This is a genomic window from Pseudoalteromonas sp. Of11M-6, assembly GCF_022347905.1.
Lineage (GTDB): Bacteria > Pseudomonadota > Gammaproteobacteria > Enterobacterales > Alteromonadaceae > Pseudoalteromonas.
In genome coordinates this window covers 78081-103787 of record NZ_JAKRFW010000008.1, presented here as the reverse complement: position 1 = coordinate 103787, position 25707 = coordinate 78081, and the positions used below count along the sequence as shown (strand labels likewise).

The window sequence follows — 25707 nt, the reverse complement described above, 5'->3', positions numbered from 1 at the left end:
GCGCAACCACTTAACACCACGGTTGCGCATGCTCACTACTATTAAATGCCTTTGCGACGCAGTGGTTCGGCATACATGCTCAACACCAATTGCTTCAGCTCTTCCGGTACAGACTCTAGTTTAGAGATAAAGTCCTCTTTATCTTCTGGACTCACTTGCGCATCATCGCCTGCTGCTAGATGATTGGTTGAATGCAGATAGTATAAATCTAAAATCTGTTTATCAATGACATTCGCCAGCTCATCTGGGTTTTCAACATCCGCAGTGATAGGGTCGCCAAATGCGATATGCACATGGCCTTTATCTGAACTAAAGCCCTCGACAATGCTAGCAATGTCTTCGCCTTGTGCTTTCACATATTGGCCAAACTGCTTTTTATGGTATAGCTCTTTAGCCTTAGCAACCGCACATGGCTCATATTGATAGGAGATAGCAACGGGCACAATTCTGAGCTGCTTTACATAATCTGAAAAATCTAGCTTCTGTTTGCGACCATTGAGCTGTAGCATTTTTAACAGTGCCGGATCGGTTTGATCCACCCCATCCTTCGCACGCCCCTCTTTTTGCGCAATCCAAATGGAGTTACCTTCACTTAATGAGTCAGAAATATAGGCTGAAAGCTGGGTTAATGCTTTTAGCATTTCTTTCGGCGCCTTTGCCGAACGTTTTACAATAAAACTCTTATTAAGACGCATAAGCTCAGTGATATAAGGTACTTGCAGTAAGTTATCACCAATAGCGATACGCACCGTACGCATATCTTGCTGATGCAAACCCCAGTTAACAAGTGCAGGGTCTAATACGATGTCACGGTGATTTGAAATAAATAAATACGAGGTATTCGAGTCTAATGTTTCAAGGCCAGAATAAGTCACTTTAGACGTCGTTTTATTGATTAAAATTTGCAGATAGTACGCCACTTCATCTTGTACTTGTTCAATCGTACAAAAATCTCCCCACTTCTTTTTTAGTTTCATTCTTACGAGTGGGCGTGCAATTGCTGGCCAAGCATTCAACCAAGCTGGCAGGTTATATTTGGCGATCACATCAATAAATTGATCATCACCTAGTAGACGTGCCAGTGCTGGCACTACTTCATCATCATTATACGGTCTAATGTCAGCGTATTTATCCACTCTACTTCTCAAATTGTCGGATTAACGAATACTGGAACGCATTCTATCGTGTCAAATAAACAGACGCTAAGCATTTCATGTCTGACCACCAAGGCGATATACCAAGTTGGAACAATACATACTTAAGCGTCATGCAATTGTAATACGGTAAAAAGTACCACAATAGTTTATCTTCTAACAACTTTACCTAATTTGAGTATAGCTAATCTTAGTAACAGTGCTGCTAATAATGCGCCCATCGATACTGTTAACCAATGTGGTAGCACTTCGTGTTCTTCACCTATCATCGGCGTTACCACAAAACCGTAAGTATTGACCAAGTAATCAGTTAAATAGCCAAAGATAAGCGCAACCCCGATAACACCGCCCAAGTAGGCAAACACGGCACGACGCCCTAATTCTTTACCAACCACCCCAATTGTGGCGATGTTAGTTGCAGGGCCTGCGAGCATAAATACCAATACAGCACCGGGTGACACACCAGCCAGTAATAAACCCGCAGCGATTGGAGTTGAAGCGGTGGCACAAATATACATTGGGATACTAATAAGGATAACCACTAGCATGGCGATAATACCGTCGCCCCACTGAGATAGGAAAGACTCAGGCACAAAGGTTTGCACTAGCGCTGCAAAGAATAAACCGATAAGAAGCCAAACTGCGGTGTCGGACAGTAATTGATTACAGCTGAACTTAACAGCTTCTACAACTTTACCAAAAACCCCTTGGTTTTCAGGTACAGGGGCAGGCTCACAACAACTTGTCGTGGCTGATGCAGAATCGCAACAACTGGTTACGGCAGGCTCCGTAGTATCACAACAAGACATATTCGCCCCTGCCATTGCTAATTGCGGGCCTGCAGGCGCACAGCAGCTTGAGCTTACTTTTACGGTTTCCACTTTAGTACTGGCGCAACAGCTATCATGGCTGTGATGCTTTTCAGCAGGCTTTGGCTCTGAGTGATGATTAGCGTCACAACAACCACTAGTCGCGCTTGGTTTCTCTGAGGTATTAAGGTGCTTTAGCGCCACAGGCTTATCATCTTTCTCACTACCAACGAGCAACCCAGCCGCAATTGCGCTAACCACAGCCGCAATTGGCCTAATAATCGCCATAAAAGGACCAAGTAGCACATAAGAAACCGAGATAGAATCCACTCCAGTTTCAGGCGTTGAGACTAAAAATGCGGTTGTCGCACTTTTTGAGCCCCCCGCTCTTCTCAGTCCCACCGCAGCAGGAATAACGCCGCAAGAGCAAAGCGGCATAGGCGCCCCAATCAGCGCTGCCTTTATCGTTGTCCAAAATCCTTCTTTTCCTAAGTGCTTTTGCAATAAATCTTTTGGAATAAATACATTAAGTAACCCAGCCAACATTAGGCCAAGCAGTAACCACGGGGCAGATACTAAAAATAGCTGCCAAAAATTTACTATCAGTTCATTCATCGATAGCCTCCAAGGCCGTTAAAATCGAGCAGCTCACTGCCGCTTCCTTACCGCCGCAGCATTGCTCTGCTAGCGTCGATAATGATTGTTCAAATTTTTGTAACTCAGCGATCCGCGCTCTCACTAAATCCCGTTTAGTGATAGTCAGCGTTTTCACTTCTTCACAACTGTGCTGATGCTTTTCAAACTTTATCTTCAGCAAGTCTTGCACTTCTTTGAGGCTAAACCCTACTTCCTTCGCGCGAAGAATAAAGCGCATTTGCTTTTCACTTTGCTCATCAAACAACCGATACCCACCCTCGCTCCTTGTGCAAGGGTGTAGAAGATCGTTTGCTTCATAATACCTTAACGTGTCAGTTGATACGTTAAGCCGCTTTGCCAGCTCACCAATCTTTACCACTTTACACTCCCAAGTCCTGAAGATTATCCTAGTCGACATTACAAGTATAAACCTTAGAGTTAACTCCAAAGTCAAGAAAAGGATAAAAATAATGCAAATCGTGGTATTAGACGCTAAAACCCTTGCAGGAACCGATCTTTCCCCCATTGCCAAACTAGGCACATTAACGTCTTACGACACCACATCCAGTGATAACATCATCACACGCTGTAAAGAAGCAGCAGTCATCATCACCAATAAAGTACAGTTAACTGAACAAACAATCGCAGCGTTACCGCAATTACGCCTGATTTGTGTTGCGGCCACAGGCGTCAACAACATCGACTTAGCAGCCGCAAAAGCCCATCAAATTGCGGTAGCCAATGTGGCTGGTTACTCCACCCCTTCTGTCATGCAGCACACCTTTACTATGCTTGGTAACTTAATGACAAATATTCATCGTTACCAGCAAGACTGCCATGCAGGGCTTTGGCAACAAAGTGACATGTTTTGTCGTTTGGATTACAGCATCAACGAAATTGCAGGTAAAAACTTTGTGATCGTAGGCCATGGAACGTTAGGAGAAGCCGTTGCAAAAGTCGCACAAGCATTTGGATCTCAGGTAATTGTTGCCGAACGTAGGGGCGTAACTGAGGTTAGAGCAGGACGAATGGCTTTTGAAGAAGCACTGCAGGTTGCGGATATTGTATCGATTCATTGCCCGCTTACCGCTGAAACAGAAAACCTGATTTCGAGTGCTGAATTCGCTCTACTTCCAAATCATGCCTATATTATCAACACCGCAAGAGGCGGAATAGTCAATGAGCAAGCGCTGGTCGATGCACTAACTAACAAACAAATAGCTGGTGCTGCTGTGGATGTCCTCACACAAGAGCCGGCACAAGCAAGCAACCCACTCGTTCAATACCAAGGGGAAAACTTGCTTTTAACACCGCATACGGCATGGGCAAGTAAAGAAGCCATCGAACGTTTAGTCGGCGAAATTGCCATTAATATTGAAAGTTTTGTGGCAGGCACAACGAGAAACCGAGTGGTCTAGATTATTGTTTTAGTGAGTGATATCGCTAAAAGTTAGTGAAAACCATCAACCACAAACTGATTAAAAAATAACAACAAACTGATATTTATAAACTTTATTAGTTGGCAAAGAGTTTGCAACTCTTGTGATAATTCAAGCAAAAAATAAATGGCTGTTTGCATTACTTGCTCAGCAACAAAATTAAAAAGGAAAACAACAATGAAAAAATTAATGTTAGTGGCTGCGCTTAGCTCTACTCTATTATCAGGCTGTATCGTTGCTGTATCCGACGGTGAAGTAGAACACGGTTGGGCTTCTGAATACAACTCGTCTAACTGGGAACATAAACAGCGTAAAAATCGTGAAAAGATTGCTAACCTTGAAATGGGTGCATCTTACTCATCAGTAAAAGACATGTTTGCAACTCCTGACTTTAGCGAGTTGGTGTCAAAAGACGGCGACAACTATCAAGTGCTGTACTATGCAACCAACAGCAAACACTCAGACGGCAAAGTAACAAAAGATGAGTGCACGCCATTGGTATTCAAAAACAACCAACTGGTTGGCTTTGGCGACAACGCACTAAAGCAAATTCAGTAAGACTTTATCGCACCAAGGATGGTGAATAATGCGGATATGCTTTAGCCCCCGCATATGGCTTTAGATATTTATAACACTTTAATAAAAACCGTACTTTGCTGTTTTTGTGCAACGGCAAGTGCGCTATCGGCCATTTTGATCAGCTCACCGAGCTCATTACTACAGTGATTTTCAATATGAACTGCACCAATGCTAACGCTCACATGCGCACATATGGGTGAGGCAATATGGGGGATTTTTAACGCGTTAACCGAGTCGTGCAACGCTTCTGCTATTTCATTAATTATGTCGATATTATGCTGAGTTAGCACTAACGCAAAACGGGTACCGTCAAAACGGCCAATAAATAAAGAACGTCGGGTTGCGGCTTCTTCTAGCGCTTTGGCTACCTTAAATAAGCAGTCATCACCATGCATATAGCCATAATGCTCATTAAACGTTTTAAAATAGTCCACCTCAACCAGCATTACGGTAAACGCACTGCCATCAGCTTTTGCGCTCTCTAAAGCTGATTTCATCGCTTCATCTAGATACCTGCGATTGGGCAACTCTGTTAAACCATCGATAGAGGCTAGCTTTTCTAGCAGATCATTTTTCTTTTTTATTGCTAAATGGTTTTTGATTCTGGCTTTTACAATCAAAGGGTTAAAGGGTTTAGTAATATAATCCACAGCCCCTAACTCCAAACCTCGTGCTTCATCTTTAAAGCTCACACTACCGGAGATCACGACAACGGGAATACCGTAAGTGCTCGCGTCCTTTTTCAGGCACTCTAAAACAGCAAAGCCAGCGCCGTCAGCCATTAACACATCTAAAATAATAAGATCTGGTTTGCTTACTTTTAGTTCATCAATACATAACTTAGCGTCAGTGCTATGGGATAACCGATGGCCGTCACCTAATGTATTACTTAGGACCATCTTATTTATTGGGTCATCATCAATAATAAAAATGTGCTCAGCTTGCTGCATCTTATGACGCTACCTTTTTAGCTCGATAAAGCACACCACCTGTGAAAGTGCATTTGTTAACACATCCAAGTCAGTGCGATTTGTTATTGTTGTGATCGTTTTGCTTTGCGTTTCAAGGTCTTTTGCAACTTTCGCCAGTCGCTTAAAACCCAGACCAGCAGCTGCGCCCTTAATTCCGTGTGCTAACTCGAATAATGCTGAACCTTGCTCTATTTCAGCAACCTGTTCTAGGTAATCATGGCAAAGTTTAGCAAATTTATCTAACATTGTTTGCAAAAACGTTTCATTTTGCATCATTTGTGATAAAGCAAACTCATAATCGAAAAAGATTTCTTCTGTTTTATCTGACTGGAAAATATTACTTGCCAATGCCTTGCACGCCTGTGTGCTATTGATCGGCTTTACCAAATAATCATTCATGCCAACGGCTGTGGCTTTCGCCCGCTCTTCTTTACTTGCATTGGCGGTCAAGGCGATAACGGGCAGCTCAGTTTCAGACCATACGGCTCTGATCTGCTTGGTCGCTTGATAGCCATCAATGTTTGGCATATGGATATCCATCAGGATGATATCTGGTTGCAGTGAGCGGCAAACTTCCTCAATATGTTCCGCGCTTTGTAGCCCTACGGTAGAAATACCATTCTGCTTCAACATATTTTCAGTAATATCCAAATTTAAGTTGTTATCGTCGACCACTAAGCAAAGCGCACCAGCAACTTGCATACACACGTTGTCGACGGTTTGCGTCATATGGGCAAATTCAGCAAGCCAAGTATAAGCTGATTGGTAAAACACACTTTGATTAAGCGCAATATGGTTACTTTGCTCAGGAAACTCCCCTTCACAATGCAGTAGTAATGCGGTATTTCCAGGTAGCGCATAAGCGGGGTCAAGCGAGGTTTCCGGCGGAATAACAACAATAGACTTGTCGAGCTGAGCATGCATCGCGTGCAATCGCTCAACAGATAAAGGTTCCGCAAGACCTGAAAAATAGCTTGGTAAGCTATGTGCTTCGGTGGTGAGACAGTAAACTTCTTTGTGACTATCCACAACTGGACAAGCGCCTTTATCTAGCACCAATTCAAAGAAAAAGCAGCTTCCTTCGTTCGGGGTTGAGTTAACCGCAATATCGCCACCTAAGAGTGCAACTTCTTGCTTCACAATCGCAAGCCCCAAACCAATGCCTTCGTGACGACGTGTGAAGCTTTCATCACCTTGGGTAAATGCATCAAAAAGGTGTTCAATTTCTTGCGATTTGATCCCAACGCCAGTGTCCCAAACAGCAAACTTTATGGTTTGTTTTGCAGCTCTATCATTAGTTAACGTTACTTTCAGACCCACCTTACCATGGTTGGTATACTTTACGGCGTTACCAAGTAGGTTTACTAAGATTTGCTTTACTTTATCTTCATCACTGTAAAGGTAAGGCCAAACTTGAGGGTCGACCTGTAACTCAAACTCCAAGCCTTTTTGTATACATAAAGGCTTAATCAGTGATTCTATCGTGGTAAATACATGGCAGGTTTGAAATGTCTCGTATTGAATTGTGCCTTGATGACTTTCTACTTTGGCAAACTCTAAAATACTGTTGAGCATGGTGAGCAGCTCGTTTGCAGCCCCAGAAAGCTGCTGCAATTTTTTACTCTGAACTCGCGTCAGCGCCTCACTTTTGATCATATCCGCCAGACCTAATATGGCATTAATTGGCGTTCTAATTTCATGGCTGATATTCGCGATAAAGCGGCTTTTGGCAAGCGTTGCGCGCTCAGCATCTTGCTTCGCTAACAGCAGACCAGTGATATTTTGAATATGGATCACGTAATACTTAGGGCGCTTATTTTTATCCCAAACTAAAGAAATACTCAATTGTAACCAGCGGTGCTTACCCGACTGTGAAATCATGTGCTCAACGACTTTCTTTTGCTCTTTTAATAGCCCAGCCAAGACAGGCTTCAGCTCTTGCCAGTTTTGTTCATCAAACAAGCGTTCCAGCTGCTTTTCTCCGGTATTCTTATCAAGTGATAAGTAACGTTTGGCAGCCTTGTTCATCTCCAAAATTTTACCGCTGATCGCAGCCAAAATAACGCCATTAGGTGCAAACTCAGTCGCTGCCCTAAAGTTTTCTTCAGAGTCTCTTAGGGCATTATATGCCTCTTGTGCGGCAGTAATATCTCTCGCAACCCCCAAACAACCGATGAGCTTTCCAGTTTCCGATTTCAATGGCGTGATAGTCAAAAAGTAGGTATTTGCCCCAAGGACAAAATTAGTTGCCACTTGTTCTTGCGAGCGCTCCATCGCCGCTTCTTGCTCAAGTAAAATGGTTAATCCAGATGTCACTTCAGGTTGTGTTTTCGCAACTAAATCCGACTTATCAACCCCCATAAACTCTTCAAACGCGCGATTACAGCCTATGAATGAACCGTCTATATTTTTGAAATAGATAATATCGGGCACAGAGTCAAGCACTGCATTTAGCAAAGCAGCTTGACGCTCTTTTGCCTCAAAACTTTGCTTTAATGCCTGTTGTTTACGCTTAATTTCGTCGTCTAGTTCTTGATTATGTTGCTTAAGGGCATGCATTAAGCGCGATTTTTGCTCCACCACCTGTTTGATTTGTATAAACCAAGGTTGCCATTCTGAGGGGATGGGATAGTTTAAAGTGGCTTGTGGTGTATGCTCTTGCAAAGATAGATAATTCACAAAATGCTTTAGAGGTCGGACAAATATTTGTCCGCTTAACCATACAATAGTCACAAAGGTAAAAAGAATAAAAAACAGTAATAGTGCAAGTTCGAGCAAGATCTCCCGCTGTAGCGGAGCGGCAAACTGCTCATAACTTTCATGATAGTTTAAACTGATAGGTTCTTTGGCGGGCTTTGCAATAAAGTGCAGTCCGTACTGCCAAGGTGCTGATGAATTCACAACACCATCGTGGTCGTGGTCATAACGCTTCCCCGCGATAATCTCATCGCTTTGGTTTTTAAATTCCATCGTACCGTCTAAGGAGCCGATGTTTAACAACCACCTATCAATAATATCGCTATCGTAGATCATCAATACATGGGCGTTATCCACCGTTGATAATTTCTTACCGAGCGCAAACATTTGTCTATCGAAAAACTTCACGGGTGGACCAACGACTATATTGCCCAAGCTAAAGTCGGGTTCGAACTTACCTTGAACTAACCGGGTGATGAAATGGCTGCTTGACGCATCTCGACGCTTAACATACGCAAAACCATCATCTTCTATGTATGCGACCGCATACAATCCACCTTGCAACGCGAGTGCGGCATCAAAAGCGGTATTAAGCGATAATACGGTTTGCCATCGTTTAGTGGCAAAAAGCGCTTCACTGACTTGCCCACGACCAACAATCTCTCCACCATTGTTTGGTAACGCATGATAATAATGTTCAGGGTGTTGCTCTATATCTTCTAACCACTCTGGCGGCTTTTGAAAAGAAATTGGCTGCGCTAGGTTAACGGCGATACTATCAAGAACGACATGTGCAGCATAAAACTCTTGTTTCAGCTGCTGAGAAACATATTCATACTGGCCAAAACGTACTTTGTACTGGCGTTCGAGTTTAATTTGATAGAGATGGTAAGCTAAGACGAGGACAAGTAGGATGGGTATTATTACCGCCACTAAAATTCCCTTTCGGTAACTTTTTAGTGGTAAAAATTCTTTTGTCGCATCCATTTACTGGCTCGTTCCCGTTTGCACACAGTGTTAGCAAAAGAGTAACGAGCCAGTCGGCTCAAGGCAAGTTATAAATTTTCTTCAGCAAAACTTGCCAAGCGGCTTCGTACTACACCGTTTAAGTTAATGGTAGCGCTACCTTCAAAGTCTTTAAAGCGCTCGACAATATAAGTTAACCCTGATGTCACTGGGGTGAGATAATTACTATCAATCTGGGCGAGGTTTCCCGTACAAATTAATTTGGTTCCCTCACCGCAGCGAGTGATGATGGTTTTTAACTGTGATGCCGTTAAGTTTTGGCTCTCATCTAAAATAACGACCGCATTTTGAATACTTCGGCCACGCATAAAGTTCACCGATTTGAACTGAATGTTCGCCTTTTCCATAATATAGTTTCGGCTAGTCACTGGGCTTTCATCGTGTTTGTGAAGCACTTCTAAGGTATCTGTGATTGCCGCAAGCCAAGGGGCCATTTTCTCTTCTTCCGTGCCTGGTAAAAAGCCAATACTTTCAGCTATTTCAGGCGTATTTCGCGTCACAATTACCTTGTCGTAAATTCCTTTTTCGATGATCATTTCAAGCGCACTGGCAAGCGCCAATAAGGTTTTTCCGCACCCCGCAGGTCCTGTTAATATCACCAGCTCAATGTCAGTATCAAGTAATGCATCCAGCGCCATACCTTGGTTGATATTCTTCGGTTTCACTCCCCATGCTTGACGGTGCATCAAACGTTCAACGCCTAAGTCTTTTAATCGAATGTGCTCAGAATCGTATCCCACAACCCGAGCTGCGAAGTGATTAGTATCATCTATCAGATACTCATTACAGAACACATCTGGTACGAGTGATTTTGGCACATCATGAACCGTGTATCGCCCTTCCTGCTGCGTTTGACACTCACCAACATTTTGCCAAAAATCGCCTTCAACCTTTTTAAAGCCACTGGTTAAAAGCGCAATGTCGTCAATCAGTTGATCGGTACGATAATCTTCAACATACTTGAGTCCAGCGCCTTTCGCTTTCAGTCTCATATTGATGTCTTTGGTAACCAGCACCACTTTTTTGTCGCTGTACTGAGTTTGCAAATGTACCGCACAATTAATAATGCGGTGATCATTTTCGTTGCCGGGTAACCCGGAGATGGAATCAGGAAACAAGTGATCGTTTACAATAATCAATTTACCTGAACAAGGCGTTCGGTGACTTTCTATCCTCAATGTTGGTAGCGCTACCCCCTCTAGCATTTGCTCTGGTGTTGCATCGCGAAGCACATCATCTAACCCACGAATGGCAACTCTTGCGTCTCGGCTCACGTCACTCTTTCGATCTTTAATGTGATCGAGTTCTTCAAGGACAGTCATGGGAATCACAACATCGTGTTCTTGGAAGGAAAGGTAAGCGAGTGGTTCATGGAGAAGTACGTTGGTGTCGAGCACGTACACTTTATGGTCTTTGTCTTGTTTTACCATAGCGCATTCCTGTTGTTTACAGATTATTATGCTATACCCAATACACAACACTGCGGTTAATTATGTTTTGGGTATAGTTCAAGTTTAGTCTATTTGTCGCAAAAGTCGCTTTTATGACAGTAGAAAATCCAACTTGCATATTTATAAAAAACAACTAGTTAGCGATTGCCATGCCAACTAAATAGAAAAGGCGTCAGTGCCTGATAAATAAAGGCTTGAGTCACTGTTGTGTATTGAACAAACCGACATGAATAGGTAACATAGCCGCCTTTTTTCTGCATAGACGAGATAACCATGAATTTTTCCTTAGGTCAGCGCTGGATCAGTGATACGGAATCAGATTTGGGATTAGGTACAATAGTGGCACTTGAGGGGCGTCAAGTGACTATTTTATTTCCCGCTAGCGGAGAAAACCGTGTTTACTCAGTACAGGAAGCGCCTGTAACTCGAGTTGTATTCAACCCAGGCGATGTGATCCGCCATGTTGAAGAGTGGGAACTACGTGTTGACAGCGTGGAAGAGCAAGATGGACTATTTTGCTATCATGGTACTCGAGTTGATAATGAAGAAGAGACTTCATTCAAAGAGACCTTTCTTGATCACTTCCTCAAGTTCAATAAACCTCAAGATCGTCTATTTGCAGGCCAAATCGACCGTTTTGATCGCTACACTCTGCGCTATCAAACTTGGCAACACCAGTTTGATAAAGAACAATCTCACCTTAAAGGATTGATAGGTCAGCGCGCTAGCCTTATTCCACACCAGCTCTATATTGCCGATGAAGTCGGTAAGCGCTTTGCACCTCGCGTACTTCTGTCTGATGAAGTAGGCCTAGGTAAAACCATTGAAGCGGGCATGATTTTACACCAGCAAATTCTCTCAGGTCGTGCCAACCGTGTGTTGATCGTGGTTCCTGAGAACTTACAACACCAATGGCTGGTAGAGATGCTACGCCGCTTTAACCTACACTTTTCTATTTTTGACGAAGAGCGTTGTAGCGAAGCTTATGCAGATGCACCGAATGTATTCGAAACAGAACAACTAGTACTGGTTAGCCTAGAGTTTATTACCAAAAAGCGCCGCTGGTTTGAACAAGCCACACTCGCTGATTGGGATCTACTGATTGTCGATGAAGCGCACCACCTGACGGTCACAAAGGAAAAGCCAAGCACCGAATATCAACGTATTGCTGAGCTTTCTCAAGATATTCCTGGACTTATCTTATTGACTGCAACACCTGACCAACTGGGTCACCGCAGTCACTTTGCGCGTTTACAGCTACTCGATCCAGACCGCTTCTACGACTACGACGTGTTCGTTGAAGAAGAAAGTCATTATAAAGAAGTCGCAGAAGCCGCGAACAACCTACTACAAGACAAAAAATTAGACGCAAAAGAAGAGCAAACACTTTGTACACTGCTAAAAGAAACCGATATTTCTGAGCTACTAGCAAAGGCACAAAGTGGCGATAGCGACGCCAAAGCTGAAATCTTGTCTATGCTACTAGACCGTCATGGTACTGGCCGTATTCTATTTAGAAATAGCCGCAGTGGCATTGATGGCTACCCAAGTCGTTTGTTACATCAATACCCAGTACCTTTACCGAAGCAATACAAAACAGCAATGTCGGTAATGGGTAACATTGGTGGTATTCAAAGTCCTGAATTTAACGCGATGCGTGCTTTGTTCCCTGAAAAAATCTTCCAAGAGTTTGAAGGTGAAGGAAGCAGCTGGGCGCAGTTTGACCCGCGCGTCGAGTGGTTGATTGCTAAATTAAAAGAGTTAAAGCACGAAAAAGTACTGCTTATTTGTGCCAAAGCGGAAACCGCAATTAGCCTTGAACAAGTATTACGTGAGCGCGAAGCGATTAAAGCGGCGGTGTTCCACGAAGGCATGTCTATCATCGAGCGCGACCGCGCAGCAGCGTTTTTTGCTGATGAATATGATAGCGCGCAAGTATTGCTCTGCTCTGAAATTGGCTCTGAAGGTCGTAACTTCCAGTTCTCACATCATTTGGTGCTATTTGACCTACCGCTTAACCCTGACTTACTTGAGCAACGTATTGGTCGTCTTGACCGCATTGGTCAAAAGCACGACATTAATATTCACGTGCCTTACTTTGAAAGTACCGCACAAGAAGTATTACTACGTTGGTATCACAAGGGCTTAGATGCGTTTGAAACCACCAGCACCACGGGGCAAATGCTGTATAAGTCTTTCTCTGATGATTTGTTAGCGCTGATCGCTGAGCACAACTGTGACGAAGACGAATTAGATCCTCTATTGGAGCAAGCCGCAAAAGAAAATGCTCAGCTGCGCACAAAGATGGAGCAAGGTCGAGACCGCCTACTTGAGCTTCACTCAAGTGGTCAAGGTAAAACAGATAATATCGTTGCTGAACTTGAGGCACTTGATAACGACGTCATTTTGCCTGCGTTTATGATTAATGTGTTTGATACTTTTGGTGTTAACCAAGAAGACAAAGGCGAGAATACGATTATTCTCAAACCTACCGAGCACATGCTTAACCCTTCTTTCCCTTGTTTGAAAGACGATGGCATCACAGTGACTTTTGACCGTAACACCTCTCTGTCACAAGAAGACGCGCATTTCATCAGCTGGGATCACCCCATGGTCAGCGGCGTAATGGATATGATCTGTAACGATGACTTTGGTTGTGCGTCAGTGGCACTGCTTAAAAACAACAAGCTACCTGTCGGTACTTTCTTTGTTGAAATGATCTTCGTTGCAGAAGCTTCTGCGCCTAAGTCTCTTCAAGTAGGTCGCTTTTTACCGCCAACACCAATTCGTATTCTAATGGATAAAGGTGGCAATGACTTAGCCCAAAACGTGGCGTTTGATGCATTCAATCAACAGCTTTCTGCCGTTGGCAGACAAACCGGCAGCAAGCTAGTTAATGCGCTACAAAGCGCTATTCACCCGCTTATTACTAAAGCTGGCGATATTGCACAAACTCAACTTGAAAGCATTCAAGCCAACGCGATGGATAAAATGCAAAAGCAATTAGGTGATGAGCAAGGTCGTTTACAAGCACTTAAGGCTATCAATCCGAACATCCGTGATGAAGAAGTTCAAGTATTTGATAAACAAAGGGCTGAGCTGAGCACACACATTGAAAAAGCGCAGCTTAAGTTGGATGCGATTCGTTTAATTGTGGTTGCAAACCAGTAAACCTCCCACACCGAGAGAGAGCTGCGGCTCTCTTTCTCGCTACCGCTCACTTAGCAACTCATATATAATACCCGGCTTCGTTCTGTTCATGCTGAGGCAGCTGGTGTTACTAAATTACGCTCCCCCCCTTTCTCCCTATCTTGATATTTTGTACCAAGATGAAGATATGCTGGTGATCAACAAACCAAGCGGGTTACTCACCGTACCTGGTAAAGATCCAAAGCATTGGGACAGCGCTATCGCCAGAGTGAATTTTGTCTACCCTACGGCAAGAATTGTGCATCGCCTTGATATGGCAACATCCGGCGTGCTGTGCCTTGCTATGAATAAAGCAGCGCATCGCCATCTAAGTATTCAATTTCAAGACCGGTTAACCCACAAACACTACATCGCCCGGGTTCATGGCAAATTACAACAGCAAACGGGTTCTGTTGATTTACCGCTGGTGTGTGATTGGCCTAACCGCCCTAAGCAAATGGTTTGTCATGAGACCGGAAAACCTTCATTAACGCATTTTGAAGTTATGGAATATGAAGCACAAGCAACACGCGTAAAGCTAACCCCCATCACAGGACGCTCTCATCAACTCAGAGTACATATGCTTTCGCTTGGACACGTTATCCTAGGTGATAGACTATACGCTACGGGAGAGGCGTTAGCGGCGGCTTCACGTCTACAGTTGCATGCAGAGATGCTACAAATTTCACATCCAACAACTGCAGAGATGATGACCTTTACTGCACCGGTTCCTTTCTAAGTAACCTGTTTACTCTGTTAGTTTGAAACGGTCCAGAAGCTGTGGCCTTCGAAAAATTAAGCAAATTTAGCGTTGCCAGCAAACGCTCAGATTAACGTTTGCTTAGTCACTAAACAAAGCGAGTAAAAAGCACGCGGTTAACACATAAATTGCATTACTATGGTTTCGTGATCGGCAGATGTTTTATATACTGTAATTGTTCCCTAGCTCGTAGGACAGCTGATTAAGTCCCTGAGCCGATAAATTTCGTTTAGGATAGCAGTTTGTTTACTATTGAGCATGCTCGGCATGTACCGAGAAGCCTACGGTAGGCTGTTGCTCTCCGCCTTGAACCTCAGGGTTCAAGGGCTGACATCGGCATCCGCGAAGCCGGGGAACAACCTTTCCCACTCTACGCTTGTCATTGCCTCAGAGCTAACTCGCTTTTACACCTACTCAATAAACCGTATACCCAACTCCATACTATAAAAGCGGCCACACGGTTAACGTCGCAAAGCAAAAGAAATTGCGAGATAAACGCTAGAAAAGATAACTCTAGAAAAGAGTCGCGAGATAACTCTAGAAAAGAGTCGCGAGATAACTCTAGAAAAGAGTCGCGAGATAACTCTAGAAAAGAGTCGCGAGATAAACTCGCTGCTACGAAAGATTATTGTAAGCTAAGCGCATATCTCAGTGTTTTTAATTACTATGAGTTAGTACCAACTCACTACAAAACATCTTTATATGAAAGGAAAAACCATTAAAAACTTTCATTTTTATTGATAACCTTTTGTTCTATTCCATAGTCAAAGAATATTTTAGCCAAATCAACAAAACCTCTATAGTAGCGCGTTATTTTCATATATTTCGAAAGGTATTCTGATGTCTTTTGCTGTTATCGCCGCGTTTGCGGTTTTTATTGCCATACTTTTCGGTCTTTATCGCTTTCAACAGCGCTCCGAAACCCTGTCACGAACGGTATTACTAGGCTTAGTTGCGGGTAGCCTATTTGGACTCGCCTTACAATTTGTTTTCTCAGGTGATTTAACCACCAAACAGACCGTACTAGATTGGGTTGCGATTGTTGGTAGCGGCTATGTCAATCTTCTCAAAATGGTGATTATGCCATTGGTCTTAGTTTCTATGATTGCCGCGGTCGTAAAATTAGATAATCAAGGCTCTCTTGGAAAGATCTCGTTTGTCACCATCGCAATTTTAGTTTTTACCACGGCCATTGCAGCGCTCATTGGTATTTTTATCACTCAAGCATTTGGTTTAAGCGCACAAGGCTTGGTTGAAGGTGCACGCGAAACGGCCAGAATAGCGGTACTTGAAGAACGTGCAACAACCGTTGCCGATTTAACCATTCCACAAATGCTGCTTAGCTTTGTACCAACCAATCCGTTTGCTGACTTGACTGGCGAGCGCTCGACCTCGATTATCGCAGTGGTGATTTTTGGTGTGTTAACTGGTATTGCTGCTCGTAGAGCCATCATGGAAGAATCAGATTTAAGTAGTCCAATAAAAAATGCAGTTGAAGGCGCACAGGCAGTTGTGTTGAGATTAGTACGTATGATCATCGCCCTTACACCTTATGGTGTAGCTGGTTTGATGGCCAAAGTGATCGCCACATCAAGCATGGCTGACATTATTAGCTTACTCGGTTTTATTATTGCCTCTTACGTTGCCATTTTACTGATGTTTGTGGTGCATGGCTTACTAGTTACTTTGGTTGGTGAAAACCCAAAGCATTTCTTCCAAAAAATTTGGCCTGTTTTAACTTTTGCTTTCACCTCTAGAAGCTCCGCGGCAACCATCCCATTGAATGTTGAAGCGCAGATCCACAAGCTTAATGTTCCCCCTGCGATTGCAAACCTTTCTGCATCGTTTGGTGCGACAATCGGACAAAATGGCTGCGCTGGCATTTATCCTGCAATGCTTGCTGTAATGGTTGCGCCGACTGTAGGAATTGACCCGTTCGCACTCGACTTTATTGTCTCATTAGTGGCTATGGTTGCAATTAGTTCGTTTGGTATTGCGGGTGTTGGAGGTGGTGCCACTTTCGCGGCGTTGGTGGTACTGCCTGCGATGGGACTACCAGTGACAATTGCAGCGCTGCTTATTTCTATTGAGCCACTAATTGATATGGCAAGAACGGCACTCAATGTATCGGGCTCAATGACCGCAGGTACAGTGACAAGTCGCTTGTTAAAGCAAAAGCATACCAACGAAGCTATTTAGTGCTATAACAGCTTAAGGGCCAGCTAGTTATTCTGGCCCTTCACTTCTAATCGATCACGAGCTTTGCAGTGCCAAGCCAAAAGGACAGCAAGGACTTCATTGAATCAACCAGCTCATGATATTGAGACGGTTTGGTCATATAAGAATTTGCCCCAAGCAAGTAACACTGTTTTATATCTAGCTCAGAATCCGATGTACTGAACATAATAACCGGAATATGCTTAAGGTTTGCAGCCCCGCGCATCTCAGCCAATACATCTTTACCGCTTTTTCGTGGCATATTTAAATCAAGAATAATAAGGCTGGGTAATAGCTCAGTGCTATTGAGTTTCTCAATCAACTCAACGCCATCACTTACGAATTGTAACTTAGCCTCCATCACGCCGTTGTCTTCAAATGCATCACGGATTAATTCTTGGTCGTCGAAATCATCATCCGCAACCAAGATATAGTTTACAGAGTGAAGCTGTTTAATTAAATCATGATGATGAACCATACACACTCTCCTTAAACTCGCATTAACCTCGAGTTTGTATGCTGATATCAGAACCGCATCAATGGTTCTACAGCTAAGTTAACTCTCTTGCGCCGAAATCGGCAAGCTAAAATAGAAAGTAGAGCCTTGCCCTACTTCCGTTTCGACCCATATGCGACCATGGTGTCTTTCGACGATTTTTTTACAAATAGCAAGTCCAAGTCCTGTACCGGCATATGCGCTACGACCATGTAATCTTTCAAAAAGATTGAAGATCTGCTCACTAAATTCAGGATCAAAACCAATCCCGTTATCCTTAACGGCAACGATCAGTTCATTTGCTTTACGTTCGCTGCTAATCGAGACCCGCGGCGTTCTTTCTGGCGCACTAAATTTAATCCCATTATTGATTAAGTTTAGCAGCACGCGTTGCAACTGCCTACGGTCTCCAAAAACATCACCAAGCCCTGTGGTATCCACTTGAGCGTTTGACTCTTTAATCACTAACTCAAGATCCAGTAAGGTTTCAGCTAACGCATTATCGCCATCAAATGATTTAAATGACTCACCTTTACGGTCAATCCGTGAAAAACTTAGTAGCCCTTTGATCAACTTTTGCATTCGCTCCGCAGAATCCATCATACGCTTAAGGTAGGACGCATGTCTTTCATTTAGTCCCTCTGCAGAGCATTGGATCCGATCACCGAACATTTGGATTTTTCTAAGCGGCTCTTGTAGATCATGGGATGCTAAAAAGGCAAAACGCTCCAGCTCTTGATTCGACTCATGTGCTTTTTCAAGTGCTATCGTCAGTAATTGCTCAGCAGTACGACGCGAAGTGATCTCATTTTCCAACGCTTCGGTACGCTTAGTAACTTTTTGCTCTAGAATTGCATTGAGCTTTTTATATCGCTCTGATTTAGCCAACACATAATTAACCAACGTATTACGAAACTTCAATGCACAACTTACTTCAGCTTCCGTCCAAGGGTGAGATTTGCACTTCACATTCTCGACCCACAACTTAAACGAACTACGCGGCATTAAACGGTGGCTACCATCATCCAAAAACTCAATGGATTTTTCAGGCTTCCCTCCCCAGTTTTTGGTTTGAATAACTTCCTTTCTAAACCACATAATAAAGTGATTAGCATCCGCAGAAAGTGGCATCAATAGCACGCCACTCGCCGTTTTCGCAAATGTTTTAAATGTTTCGTTAAGTTCACCTAAGCTATGACAATAAAAAATGGAGTCATCACCAAGTTGATGCTCCGCAAGCCAGCGGTAGATACTCTCAATATCCGCCTTTGCAGGAGTTTGCCCGTAGCACTCCAAATCACTTTCAACACGCCACGCAACACCGCTGGATTTCATCATTTCTTGCAATGCCGCGGATTCATAGCGCAGGCCATCTACAAAAAAGATCTCTTTTGCCATACGTTCAGTAACAGACGAGCTCAATGTCAGGGCTTTGGCTTCTGCCATTGCTTCTAAAGACGAAATTTTAAGAGAAATTAAGTAAGATAGCATCAGCCCCATATACTGAGCGACTTCACGGATGTTAAATGGCACTACGTGCTTTTCGTAGTGGTGGCAGGCAATCAGCCCCCAAAGCTTACCAGCAACGATAATGCTGATAGACATGGTTGCCTGAACGCCCATATTGCGTAAATATTGGCAGTGAATTGGCGAAACACTACGTAAAATACAGGCACTTAAGTCAATTGGCTTATCTTGCGGATAAAGCAGTGAATTTTCACTGTCAACATCAGCAAGCAAACGAATAGGGTTTCTTAAATATAGCGCTCTTGCTTGCTTTGGAATGTCAGACTCAGGAAAATGTTGGTTTAAAAAGGAATTAAGATCATTACGCTTCGATTCTGCGACCACCTCACCATTATACTCGTGATCAAATTTATACAGCATCACCCTGTCAAATTGCGTTAACTCTCTAATTTCTTCCACAGCCATCTCGAACGAAGCTTGTAAAGATTGAGAGTCAACCATACTAGACAGTGAGTGCTTCATAAGGTGTTGCATTGAATGATTGATTTCAACGCCTTGCGCCGTGTTTTGCTCAAGCTCTAAAATGAGACCAGCTTCGTTTTGACTTGCAACTACAGAAAGTTCAACCCACTTTGCATCCTTGGTTTTTATGGTGGCCGTCATCGGATTCAAACGATGGATTTCAGAGGAGTTAGCATTACTGGCTAACAACTCAAAAAAAGGAGACTCAAAAATCGTTTCAGCATGAGTATTGACTAAAGCGCTAGGCTCAAGCCCTACAAGTTCGGCAAAATTTTCGCTAAAGTAGCGTAGTGTTAATGTGTTGGTGTCGAATAGCAATAAATAGCCATGCGGCTGAATTGAACCTGGAATATGAATTGGCTCTTTATGACAATTGTCTAGTGTTGCTTCGAACTTCTCCACCTTTTATACATCCTCTCCTTTTACCTAGCTTTACCATCCTATCACGGATCCCCACCTAGCATGCAAGCTGTTCAGAGTAGATATGCGTTCAGTTCACAAAGCGATAAAATGCGATTAGACTTACACAATCACGAAGTAAAAAGTAAGTGTATTATGACAACCACAGTAAAGTGTCCAACCTGCCAACAGGCTGTTGAATGGTCGGATAAAAGTCCATTTCGTCCGTTCTGCTCAAAACGCTGTCAATTAATTGATTTAGGTGATTGGTCTGACGAATCAAATACGATTTCTACACCGATGAAAAGTGGTGAACTTACGCCTCAAGATGCGGAAAGTTTGATTGAAGATATAGAAGCGATGCTGGCAAAAAACAACGAAAACTTTTTTAAAGAATAAATCTATAGGCCGAGTATCTCGGCCTTTACTCACTCATAACTACTTGCTTAGAAAAGCAAAAACCAAGCACAGTAAAATCACTAGTCACCTTGTTCTACTTGCTCTTCTTCCGTCTTTGACTCTGAACTTCTCACTTCATTTTGGTAAGTTTTAGCAATATGCCCTGCTCCTTCCAAAATATCACTTAATTGGATCCGACAAATTTCCGACAATTTAATTAAGGTACCTAAGCGAAATGAGCTTGTTCCGTTAAGATAGTCGTCTAGTGTGGTGAGACCTATTCCGAGCTTCTGGCTAATGGTTTTTTTAGTATAGCCTTTACGCTTTTTGAGTTCTTTTAGCAGTTCTCGGATCCTAAGTGTCACCTCGTATTCTTCAGGTGTCTGCATGTCTCCCTCAGTGATACCTAGTAACAAACAGCCAACAACAAAGAATACCCTTAGTTACTCAGAAGAAAGCAAAAGTTATTGGAAAGTTTGTGCGCGTAAATTAAGAATTTTTCAATTCGACACTATTTCAAAGAGTTGTCCGCAGACTTGCTAGATGTACTCTTAATCGAAAAATATCACAACGCAAACATGTTATCAACATGTAACTTAAACCAGTACAAACCGTTGTAATATTTTATACACTGATTCCAAGGGGTCAGTCCTCTACATCAATCTGGAATACAAGCTCTCATTTTTATAGGAAGGTGACAAAGGCTTGAAAATGATAAGGTCCTTACTGGGAAGGTAAGGACTAAGTTAGAAAGACTTAATTTGCTTTTTTATGGCCTTTGTGGCTACGACGTGACTTAAGTGCTTGGAGCTTATCGCGCTGCTCTTCATTCAATACATGGAATACTTTGTGACGAGTTTCCATTGAAAGTAGCGCCCACGCTTGCTTTTTATCTTGGCCTTTTTCCAGTAAAAGTTGCGCTTGAACCTTATCAAAGGCTGGGGCTGCCATAAGTGCTTTCATTTCTTCACGATAAGTTGAATGTGCTTCTTTCCCGCTTTCTTTTAACGCTTTTTTTGCAGTTTTGTAATCCGCATAAATCGTCTTTAGTTGGTCTTGCTGCGCTTCTGTTAGCTCTAATAACTTCTGGCCTTTATCAGATAGTAGCAACCTTGCTGAGTGCTCAAGCTGCCCGCCCATAGGTCCCGCGTTTGCAGTGAAGCTAAAAGTCGATACACCAAGTGCTGTAACTAATGCTAAAGTAGATAGTAATTTCATGGTATTGGCTCCTTGTTCGCCATTGCTTTGTCACTTCCAAATTTAGCAAGCACAAAGAAAAGGAACGTCAGACAGAGGTAAAGTTTTGTCAGTGCTTTGCAAAAAAAAGCAAAGGCAATTTACATAAGGCGTTGAAGTAAGGTGTAATATGCTAGAGCCGAACTATTCAGGCCAACGCCAATCAACAATGCTGGACTAAGTATGACAATGAAACATTCCATTTTACTTATTGATGACGACCAAGAACTTTGCAGCCTGTTAAAAGAATACTTCACTGCAGAAGGCTTTGAAGTGGCGATGGCCCACACAGGAACAGAAGGTCTACAGCTGGCATTAAAGCAAAATTTCGACCTGATATTGTTAGACGTAATGCTTCCCGAAATGGATGGTTTTGAAGTACTAAAGGCGTTACGTGTTCAGAAGATGACACCTGTTATTATGCTAACGGCAAAAGGCGATGACTTTGACCGCATCTTTGGCTTGGAGCTAGGTGCTGACGATTATATTCCAAAACCGTTTAACCACCGCGAGCTACTCGCACGCGTTAAAGCTATTACCCGTCGCGTCGATCATTATAAACAACACAGCCCGGATGATACCTTTACTATCCACCAGCTGCGTTTAGATGTTGCTTCGAGAAGCGCTACTGTTAATGGCGAGGTGCTGTCGCTGACGGGCACCGAATACGAGGTACTACACTTGCTGGTCAGAACTGCAGGAGAAGTGGTCGACAAGCAGACAATTTCACGACAAGTATTAGGCCGGCCACTCGTGCCTTATGATCGCTCTATCGATATGCATGTCTCTAACGTTCGCAAGAAAATTGCCGCATTAAGTGAACACACTTATATCAAAACGATCCGCGGCGCTGGCTATATTTTTCTAAAGGCGTAATGAATGAAGCGGTACTTACTTGTTAAGGTTTTTGCCTGGTTTTGGCTCACTATCATTGCCACTATGTTGTTGTTGCTTGGGATCAGCATGCTACAACCTGATGTTGTAGAAACTCACCGCATCTCAAAACCCATGCTGCAAAATCTAAAACAATTAGAACAAGCGTTAATACGCGCAAGCGAGCGCCCCAACTTTGAGTTGAATAAGGTCGCCAAACTGCGTAAAAGAAAGGCTCGAAATATCTACTTGAGCCACCGCGATGCCGAAAAAAGCGTTGCCGCCGATCCCAATATAAAAACGCTGAATTTAGATTTACTCAGCTTTACCGAAGATGCCAAACCGGTCGCTATTTTTACCCCAGAGTACAAGGCTTTTGGCCCCCTAGAACTTACACTTCAAGGTGAAAGTTATCGTCTTTATTTAATTTTTGAAAACCATACCCCAAGTGCACTCATCAAATTAAGAACCCTACCGCTTTGGGTAAAAATCGCGGTCGTGCTAGGCGCAAGCTTATTACTGTGTTTTTGGTTTACTCGAGATCTATTGTCGCCAATTAAAGAGCTACAAAAAGCCGCTGCAAAACTTTCCCGTGGAGAATTGTCGAGCAGAGCCGATATAAATACCAAGCGCCAAGACGAGCTCGGTCAACTGGGTCATGATTTTAACTTAATGGCTGATAAATTAGAGTCTTTAGTTAACAATCAAAAACGCTTGCTTGCTGATATATCCCATGAACTACGCTCACCGCTCACCCGCTTACAAATGGCCACAGGCCTCGCTGCAGGCCATGCCACAGCGCAAAGCCAAAGTTATATCGAGCGCATTGAACGTGAAGCTCAGTTAGTTGAAAATATGCTCAGCGATATTTTGCATTTATCTAAGCTCGAAGCGGATCAAGTGCCAATCGATAAGCAGATAATTAAGCTCAATGAGCTGCTCGACCCAATATTGGAAGATGCACTGTTTGAGGCACAACAATTAGGGAAGGACCTTGTCGTCACAGCACTACCCGAGGCAACACTTTATGGCGACCCAATGCTACTTAACCGCGCATTCGAAAACATTATTCGTAACGCAATTAAGTATGCGACTAGCCTTATTAATGTCGATATTGAGAGTGACGGTAATCAGTTGCTATGCACTATCAGTGATGATGGTAAAGGCGTAAATGAAGATATGCTCGACAAGCTTTGCATCCCATTTTTCAGAGTGTCGAGCGCACGTACGCCAAGCAAAAATCAAATGGGCGGGTTTGGGCTGGGTCTTGCCATTGCGCAGCACGCGTTAAAAGTACATGATGCCCATATCGAATTTAGTAATAATGTTGGTTTGCAAGTCAGCATTCGAATTCCATTACACAGGTAGCCATGTTTTATAGCCAAAGTCAGCAACTTGAATCACACCTTCCGGAAATTGATGAGCACTGGCAAGGCTGCCAAAAAGGCTTTTTTGATACCCCTCATGGTAGGCTATTTTACGCCTACCACATTCCAGAAAGGGCAACGTTCAGCCTGGTGTTGGTTAATGGCCGTATTGAGTCTGCTCATAAATACAGAGAATTGCTGTGGGAGTTTGCGCAAAACAACATAGCGGTATTTACCTATGACCATCCAGGACAAGGCTACTCGCCGCGATTACTTAAAGATAAGCAAATCGGCTATGTTAGACGCTTTGAAGATTATGCTGCAACGCTGCACTGCTTTATGGATCAAATCGTTGCCAAGCAGAACACCTTGCCACTTTTTATATTGGCACATTCAATGGGCGGTGCCATTACCTGCGATTATTTAACATTATTTGCGCCTCATAACATAGAGGGAGTCTATTTATCAGCCCCGATGCTTGGGATCAATACGACTCCCTACCCGACTTGGTTTGCCGAGGGACTTGCGGGCGCAGCTTGTTTATTTGGGCTAGGTAAGCATTATGCATTGGGACAGGTGCACTACCACAACAAACCTTTTCAAGATAATGACCTTACTGATTGTCCAATTAGATATGCGCTATTTAGAGGTTTGTACGATCAATTTCCCGAGCTACAACTCGGTGGTGTTAGCTTTGCTTGGTTATACACGGCTCTACATAAATGCCGCTCGTTTCAAGATATTAAGCTAGCTCTGCCAATCCGTATCGCGACAGCCAGTGAAGACAGCATTGTTGATAATCAGGCGCAAAGTCAATTTGCCGCGCACAGGGATAATGTGACAGTTACAGAGTTTATCGGGAAACATGAACTACTTTGCGAGCAAGATAATACCCGCAAAGCCGTGTTAGATGATTTTTATGCGTTTACAGACGAGCTACTTAGTGCTAAAGAAACTGGGTCTTGATGGATAAGCACGTCCATCTCACAATCAAACTCTTCTTTAATGCTAGCAACCACCTCATCCGCAACCTGATGCGCTCGCATCAGCGGCATATCGTCATCAAGCTCTAGATGCAGTTGAATAAACTTGATTTTGCCACCTTGCCTGGTGCGCAAATCATGTACTCCATAAACGTCCTCATGACTCGACGCGATAAGTATGATCTGTGCTTTTTCTTCATCTGGCAGCTCTTTATCCATTAAGTGTGCAGCACTTTCCTTGGCAATATCCCAACTGTTGTAAAGTAAATACACCGCCACCAAAATACCAAAAATCGGATCGGCGTAACCTACGCCGTAAAAGTTAAGCAATACCGCTAGGAGCACCGCAAGGTTTAATAAAATATCGCCCTTATAATGCAACGAGTCGGCCTTAATGGCGATGGACTGCGTGCGTTTAACGACTTGATACTGCACCGCAACCACCAACAAAGTACAAACTATCGCAAATAAACTCACCCACACACCAAACAACGAATGTGGAATTTGGGTTGGATTGATAATGCGCTCTACGCCATGAAAAGCCAATAAACTCGCAGAGCCCGCGATAAAGGCCGCTTGTCCAAGCCCGGCTAATGCTTCTGCCTTTCCATGACCAAATCGATGATCATCGTCCGCAGGACGCAGTGCGTAGCTCAGTACAAAGAAATTCATTAAAGAGGCGCTAATATCAAGCAGTGAATCAGTTAAAGAACCGAGCATAGCGGCACTACCTGAAGACAGCCAAGCCCAACACTTAGCTGCGATCATCAATCCCACCATTATGATGGTAAAGACACTTGAAAACCTAACCCAAAACTCATAGCTGCGATCCACTGGCACCTCATTTCTTCATATTATTTAATCTGACGTTTGGCTAACTGAAATGATTAGTCGTCAAACCACTCGCAAAATGCCACGGCATTGCGATGCTGTTATATTACAGGGTAATGCTTTGAAATGAAAAACAGATTACGGTTGTATAGTTTTTATCAACAGTCGTACTTTAAAAACTGGGTAATGGATTTCGCTCTATCGAA

Annotated in this window: 21 protein-coding genes and 1 other RNA gene; 10 read left to right on the top strand and 12 right to left on the bottom strand. The window is 43.3% G+C overall.

Annotated elements, in window-relative coordinates:
- Positions 1-41: 41 nt before the first annotated feature.
- The 3 genes from MHN32_RS05910 to zntR all read right to left on the bottom strand — a co-directional run bounded on the left by MHN32_RS05910 (position 42) and on the right by zntR (position 2978).
- Entirely contained in the window at positions 42-1136 is a 1095-nt protein-coding gene (locus tag MHN32_RS05910; RefSeq protein WP_039493796.1) for a 1-acyl-sn-glycerol-3-phosphate acyltransferase, read from the bottom strand.
- 167 nt (positions 1137-1303) lie between these two features.
- Positions 1304-2578 (bottom strand): SO_0444 family Cu/Zn efflux transporter, encoded by a 1275-nt coding sequence (locus MHN32_RS05905; RefSeq protein ID WP_239421181.1) that lies wholly within the window; start codon positions 2576-2578, stop codon positions 1304-1306.
- Positions 2571-2978: a Zn(2+)-responsive transcriptional regulator gene (zntR, locus tag MHN32_RS05900; protein WP_010606066.1), complete on the bottom strand. Its 408-nt coding sequence runs from the start codon at positions 2976-2978 to the stop codon at positions 2571-2573. Before zntR ends, MHN32_RS05905 begins: the two co-directional genes overlap by 8 nt.
- A gap of 91 nt (positions 2979-3069) precedes the next feature.
- Here zntR and MHN32_RS05895 point away from each other — a divergent pair, with 91 nt between their 5' ends.
- Positions 3070-4017: a D-2-hydroxyacid dehydrogenase gene (locus MHN32_RS05895; protein ID WP_239421179.1), complete on the top strand. Its 948-nt coding sequence runs from the start codon at positions 3070-3072 to the stop codon at positions 4015-4017.
- 198 nt (positions 4018-4215) lie between these two features.
- The gene (locus MHN32_RS05890) at positions 4216-4596 is read left to right on the top strand and encodes a DUF3192 domain-containing protein (protein ID WP_010606064.1); all 381 of its coding nucleotides are present in this window, start codon (positions 4216-4218) and stop codon (positions 4594-4596) included.
- 68 nt (positions 4597-4664) lie between these two features.
- On the opposite strand, the gene MHN32_RS05885 is transcribed toward MHN32_RS05890, so the two are convergent.
- From MHN32_RS05885 to MHN32_RS05870, 4 genes are all read right to left on the bottom strand, one after another.
- A complete protein-coding gene (locus tag MHN32_RS05885) occupies positions 4665-5567 on the bottom strand; it encodes a diguanylate cyclase (protein WP_102057391.1) in 903 nt (300 codons plus the stop codon).
- Between the two features lie 9 nt (positions 5568-5576).
- The gene (locus MHN32_RS05880; RefSeq protein ID WP_239421177.1) at positions 5577-9218 is read right to left on the bottom strand and encodes a response regulator; all 3642 of its coding nucleotides are present in this window, start codon (positions 9216-9218) and stop codon (positions 5577-5579) included.
- Positions 9219-9340: 122 nt separating this feature from the next.
- On the bottom strand, positions 9341-10741 hold the full coding sequence (locus MHN32_RS05875; protein WP_010606061.1) for a PhoH family protein: 1401 nt from the start codon (positions 10739-10741) through the stop codon (positions 9341-9343).
- 158 nt (positions 10742-10899) lie between these two features.
- Entirely contained in the window at positions 10900-11037 is a 138-nt protein-coding gene (locus tag MHN32_RS05870) for a hypothetical protein (protein WP_227386905.1), read from the bottom strand.
- On the opposite strand from MHN32_RS05870, the gene rapA reads away from it, so the two are divergent.
- The 4 genes from rapA (at position 11036) to MHN32_RS05850 (ending at position 16910) form a co-directional block, all read left to right on the top strand.
- Positions 11036-13933: an RNA polymerase-associated protein RapA gene (gene rapA, locus MHN32_RS05865; RefSeq protein ID WP_239421167.1), complete on the top strand. Its 2898-nt coding sequence runs from the start codon at positions 11036-11038 to the stop codon at positions 13931-13933. The genes MHN32_RS05870 and rapA overlap by 2 nt on opposite strands.
- 103 nt (positions 13934-14036) lie before the next feature.
- Positions 14037-14690 carry a bifunctional tRNA pseudouridine(32) synthase/23S rRNA pseudouridine(746) synthase RluA gene (rluA, locus tag MHN32_RS05860; RefSeq protein ID WP_235366504.1) on the top strand — a complete coding sequence of 218 codons (654 nt, stop codon included), beginning with the start codon at positions 14037-14039 and terminating at the stop codon, positions 14688-14690.
- A 197-nt stretch (positions 14691-14887) separates the two neighbouring features.
- A non-coding RNA gene (gene ssrS, locus MHN32_RS05855) (6S RNA) lies at positions 14888-15070 on the top strand.
- Positions 15071-15551: 481 nt separating this feature from the next.
- Complete coding sequence (locus MHN32_RS05850; protein WP_102057395.1) at positions 15552-16910, top strand: L-cystine transporter; 1359 nt, start codon at positions 15552-15554, stop codon at positions 16908-16910.
- 46 nt (positions 16911-16956) lie between these two features.
- Here MHN32_RS05850 and MHN32_RS05845 read toward each other — a convergent pair whose 3' ends face one another.
- Positions 16957-17406, bottom strand: coding sequence for a response regulator (locus tag MHN32_RS05845; RefSeq protein ID WP_010372351.1), 450 nt, complete (start codon positions 17404-17406; stop codon positions 16957-16959).
- 78 nt (positions 17407-17484) lie between these two features.
- The gene (locus MHN32_RS23830; RefSeq protein WP_206472197.1) at positions 17485-19815 is read right to left on the bottom strand and encodes an ATP-binding protein; all 2331 of its coding nucleotides are present in this window, start codon (positions 19813-19815) and stop codon (positions 17485-17487) included.
- Positions 19816-19968: 153 nt separating this feature from the next.
- Between MHN32_RS23830 and yacG the strand changes: the two genes are divergently transcribed.
- Positions 19969-20211, top strand: coding sequence for a DNA gyrase inhibitor YacG (gene yacG, locus MHN32_RS05835; protein ID WP_029215840.1), 243 nt, complete (start codon positions 19969-19971; stop codon positions 20209-20211).
- An 80-nt stretch (positions 20212-20291) separates the two neighbouring features.
- Here yacG and MHN32_RS05830 read toward each other — a convergent pair whose 3' ends face one another.
- Together MHN32_RS05830 and MHN32_RS05825 are read right to left on the bottom strand one after the other, a co-directional pair.
- Entirely contained in the window at positions 20292-20600 is a 309-nt protein-coding gene (locus MHN32_RS05830; protein ID WP_010606054.1) for a helix-turn-helix transcriptional regulator, read from the bottom strand.
- A gap of 367 nt (positions 20601-20967) precedes the next feature.
- Positions 20968-21429, bottom strand: a complete 462-nt coding sequence (locus tag MHN32_RS05825; protein WP_102057397.1) for a Spy/CpxP family protein refolding chaperone — start codon at positions 21427-21429, stop codon at positions 20968-20970.
- A 207-nt stretch (positions 21430-21636) separates the two neighbouring features.
- On the opposite strand from MHN32_RS05825, the gene MHN32_RS05820 reads away from it, so the two are divergent.
- From MHN32_RS05820 to MHN32_RS05810, 3 genes are read left to right on the top strand one after another with little or no spacing between them, the layout of a single operon-like run.
- Positions 21637-22323, top strand: a complete 687-nt coding sequence (locus MHN32_RS05820) for a response regulator (protein WP_102057398.1) — start codon at positions 21637-21639, stop codon at positions 22321-22323.
- 3 nt (positions 22324-22326) lie between these two features.
- The gene (locus tag MHN32_RS05815) at positions 22327-23688 is read left to right on the top strand and encodes an ATP-binding protein (protein ID WP_239421165.1); all 1362 of its coding nucleotides are present in this window, start codon (positions 22327-22329) and stop codon (positions 23686-23688) included.
- 2 nt (positions 23689-23690) lie between these two features.
- Positions 23691-24653 carry an alpha/beta hydrolase gene (locus MHN32_RS05810; protein WP_010606050.1) on the top strand — a complete coding sequence of 321 codons (963 nt, stop codon included), beginning with the start codon at positions 23691-23693 and terminating at the stop codon, positions 24651-24653.
- On the opposite strand, the gene MHN32_RS05805 is transcribed toward MHN32_RS05810, so the two are convergent.
- Entirely contained in the window at positions 24605-25450 is an 846-nt protein-coding gene (locus MHN32_RS05805) for a cation diffusion facilitator family transporter (protein ID WP_081489965.1), read from the bottom strand. The genes MHN32_RS05810 and MHN32_RS05805 overlap by 49 nt on opposite strands.
- Between the last annotated feature and the right edge of the window lie 257 nt (positions 25451-25707).

Bases quoted from the DNA above. Each gene is read 5' to 3' on its own strand.
- yacG (WP_029215840.1), top strand. From the start codon at position 19,969: ATGACAACCACAGTAAAGTGTCCAACCTGCCAACAGGCTGTTGAATGG.
- MHN32_RS05820 (WP_102057398.1), top strand. From the start codon at position 21,637: ATGAAACATTCCATTTTACTTATTGATGACGACCAAGAACTTTGCAGC.
- MHN32_RS05885 (WP_102057391.1), bottom strand. From the start codon at position 5,567: ATGCAGCAAGCTGAGCACATTTTTATTATTGATGATGACCCAATAAAT.
- rapA (WP_239421167.1), top strand. From the start codon at position 11,036: ATGAATTTTTCCTTAGGTCAGCGCTGGATCAGTGATACGGAATCAGAT.
- MHN32_RS05825 (WP_102057397.1), bottom strand. From the start codon at position 21,429: ATGAAATTACTATCTACTTTAGCATTAGTTACAGCACTTGGTGTATCG.
- MHN32_RS05830 (WP_010606054.1), bottom strand. From the start codon at position 20,600: ATGCAGACACCTGAAGAATACGAGGTGACACTTAGGATCCGAGAACTG.
- MHN32_RS05850 (WP_102057395.1), top strand. From the start codon at position 15,552: ATGTCTTTTGCTGTTATCGCCGCGTTTGCGGTTTTTATTGCCATACTT.
- MHN32_RS05875 (WP_010606061.1), bottom strand. From the start codon at position 10,741: ATGGTAAAACAAGACAAAGACCATAAAGTGTACGTGCTCGACACCAAC.
- MHN32_RS05895 (WP_239421179.1), top strand. From the start codon at position 3,070: ATGCAAATCGTGGTATTAGACGCTAAAACCCTTGCAGGAACCGATCTT.
- MHN32_RS05805 (WP_081489965.1), bottom strand. From the start codon at position 25,450: ATGGTGGGATTGATGATCGCAGCTAAGTGTTGGGCTTGGCTGTCTTCA.
- MHN32_RS05870 (WP_227386905.1), bottom strand. From the start codon at position 11,037: ATGGTTATCTCGTCTATGCAGAAAAAAGGCGGCTATGTTACCTATTCA.
- MHN32_RS05815 (WP_239421165.1), top strand. From the start codon at position 22,327: ATGAAGCGGTACTTACTTGTTAAGGTTTTTGCCTGGTTTTGGCTCACT.
- MHN32_RS05905 (WP_239421181.1), bottom strand. From the start codon at position 2,578: ATGAATGAACTGATAGTAAATTTTTGGCAGCTATTTTTAGTATCTGCC.
- MHN32_RS05845 (WP_010372351.1), bottom strand. From the start codon at position 17,406: ATGGTTCATCATCATGATTTAATTAAACAGCTTCACTCTGTAAACTAT.
- MHN32_RS05890 (WP_010606064.1), top strand. From the start codon at position 4,216: ATGAAAAAATTAATGTTAGTGGCTGCGCTTAGCTCTACTCTATTATCA.
- MHN32_RS05810 (WP_010606050.1), top strand. From the start codon at position 23,691: ATGTTTTATAGCCAAAGTCAGCAACTTGAATCACACCTTCCGGAAATT.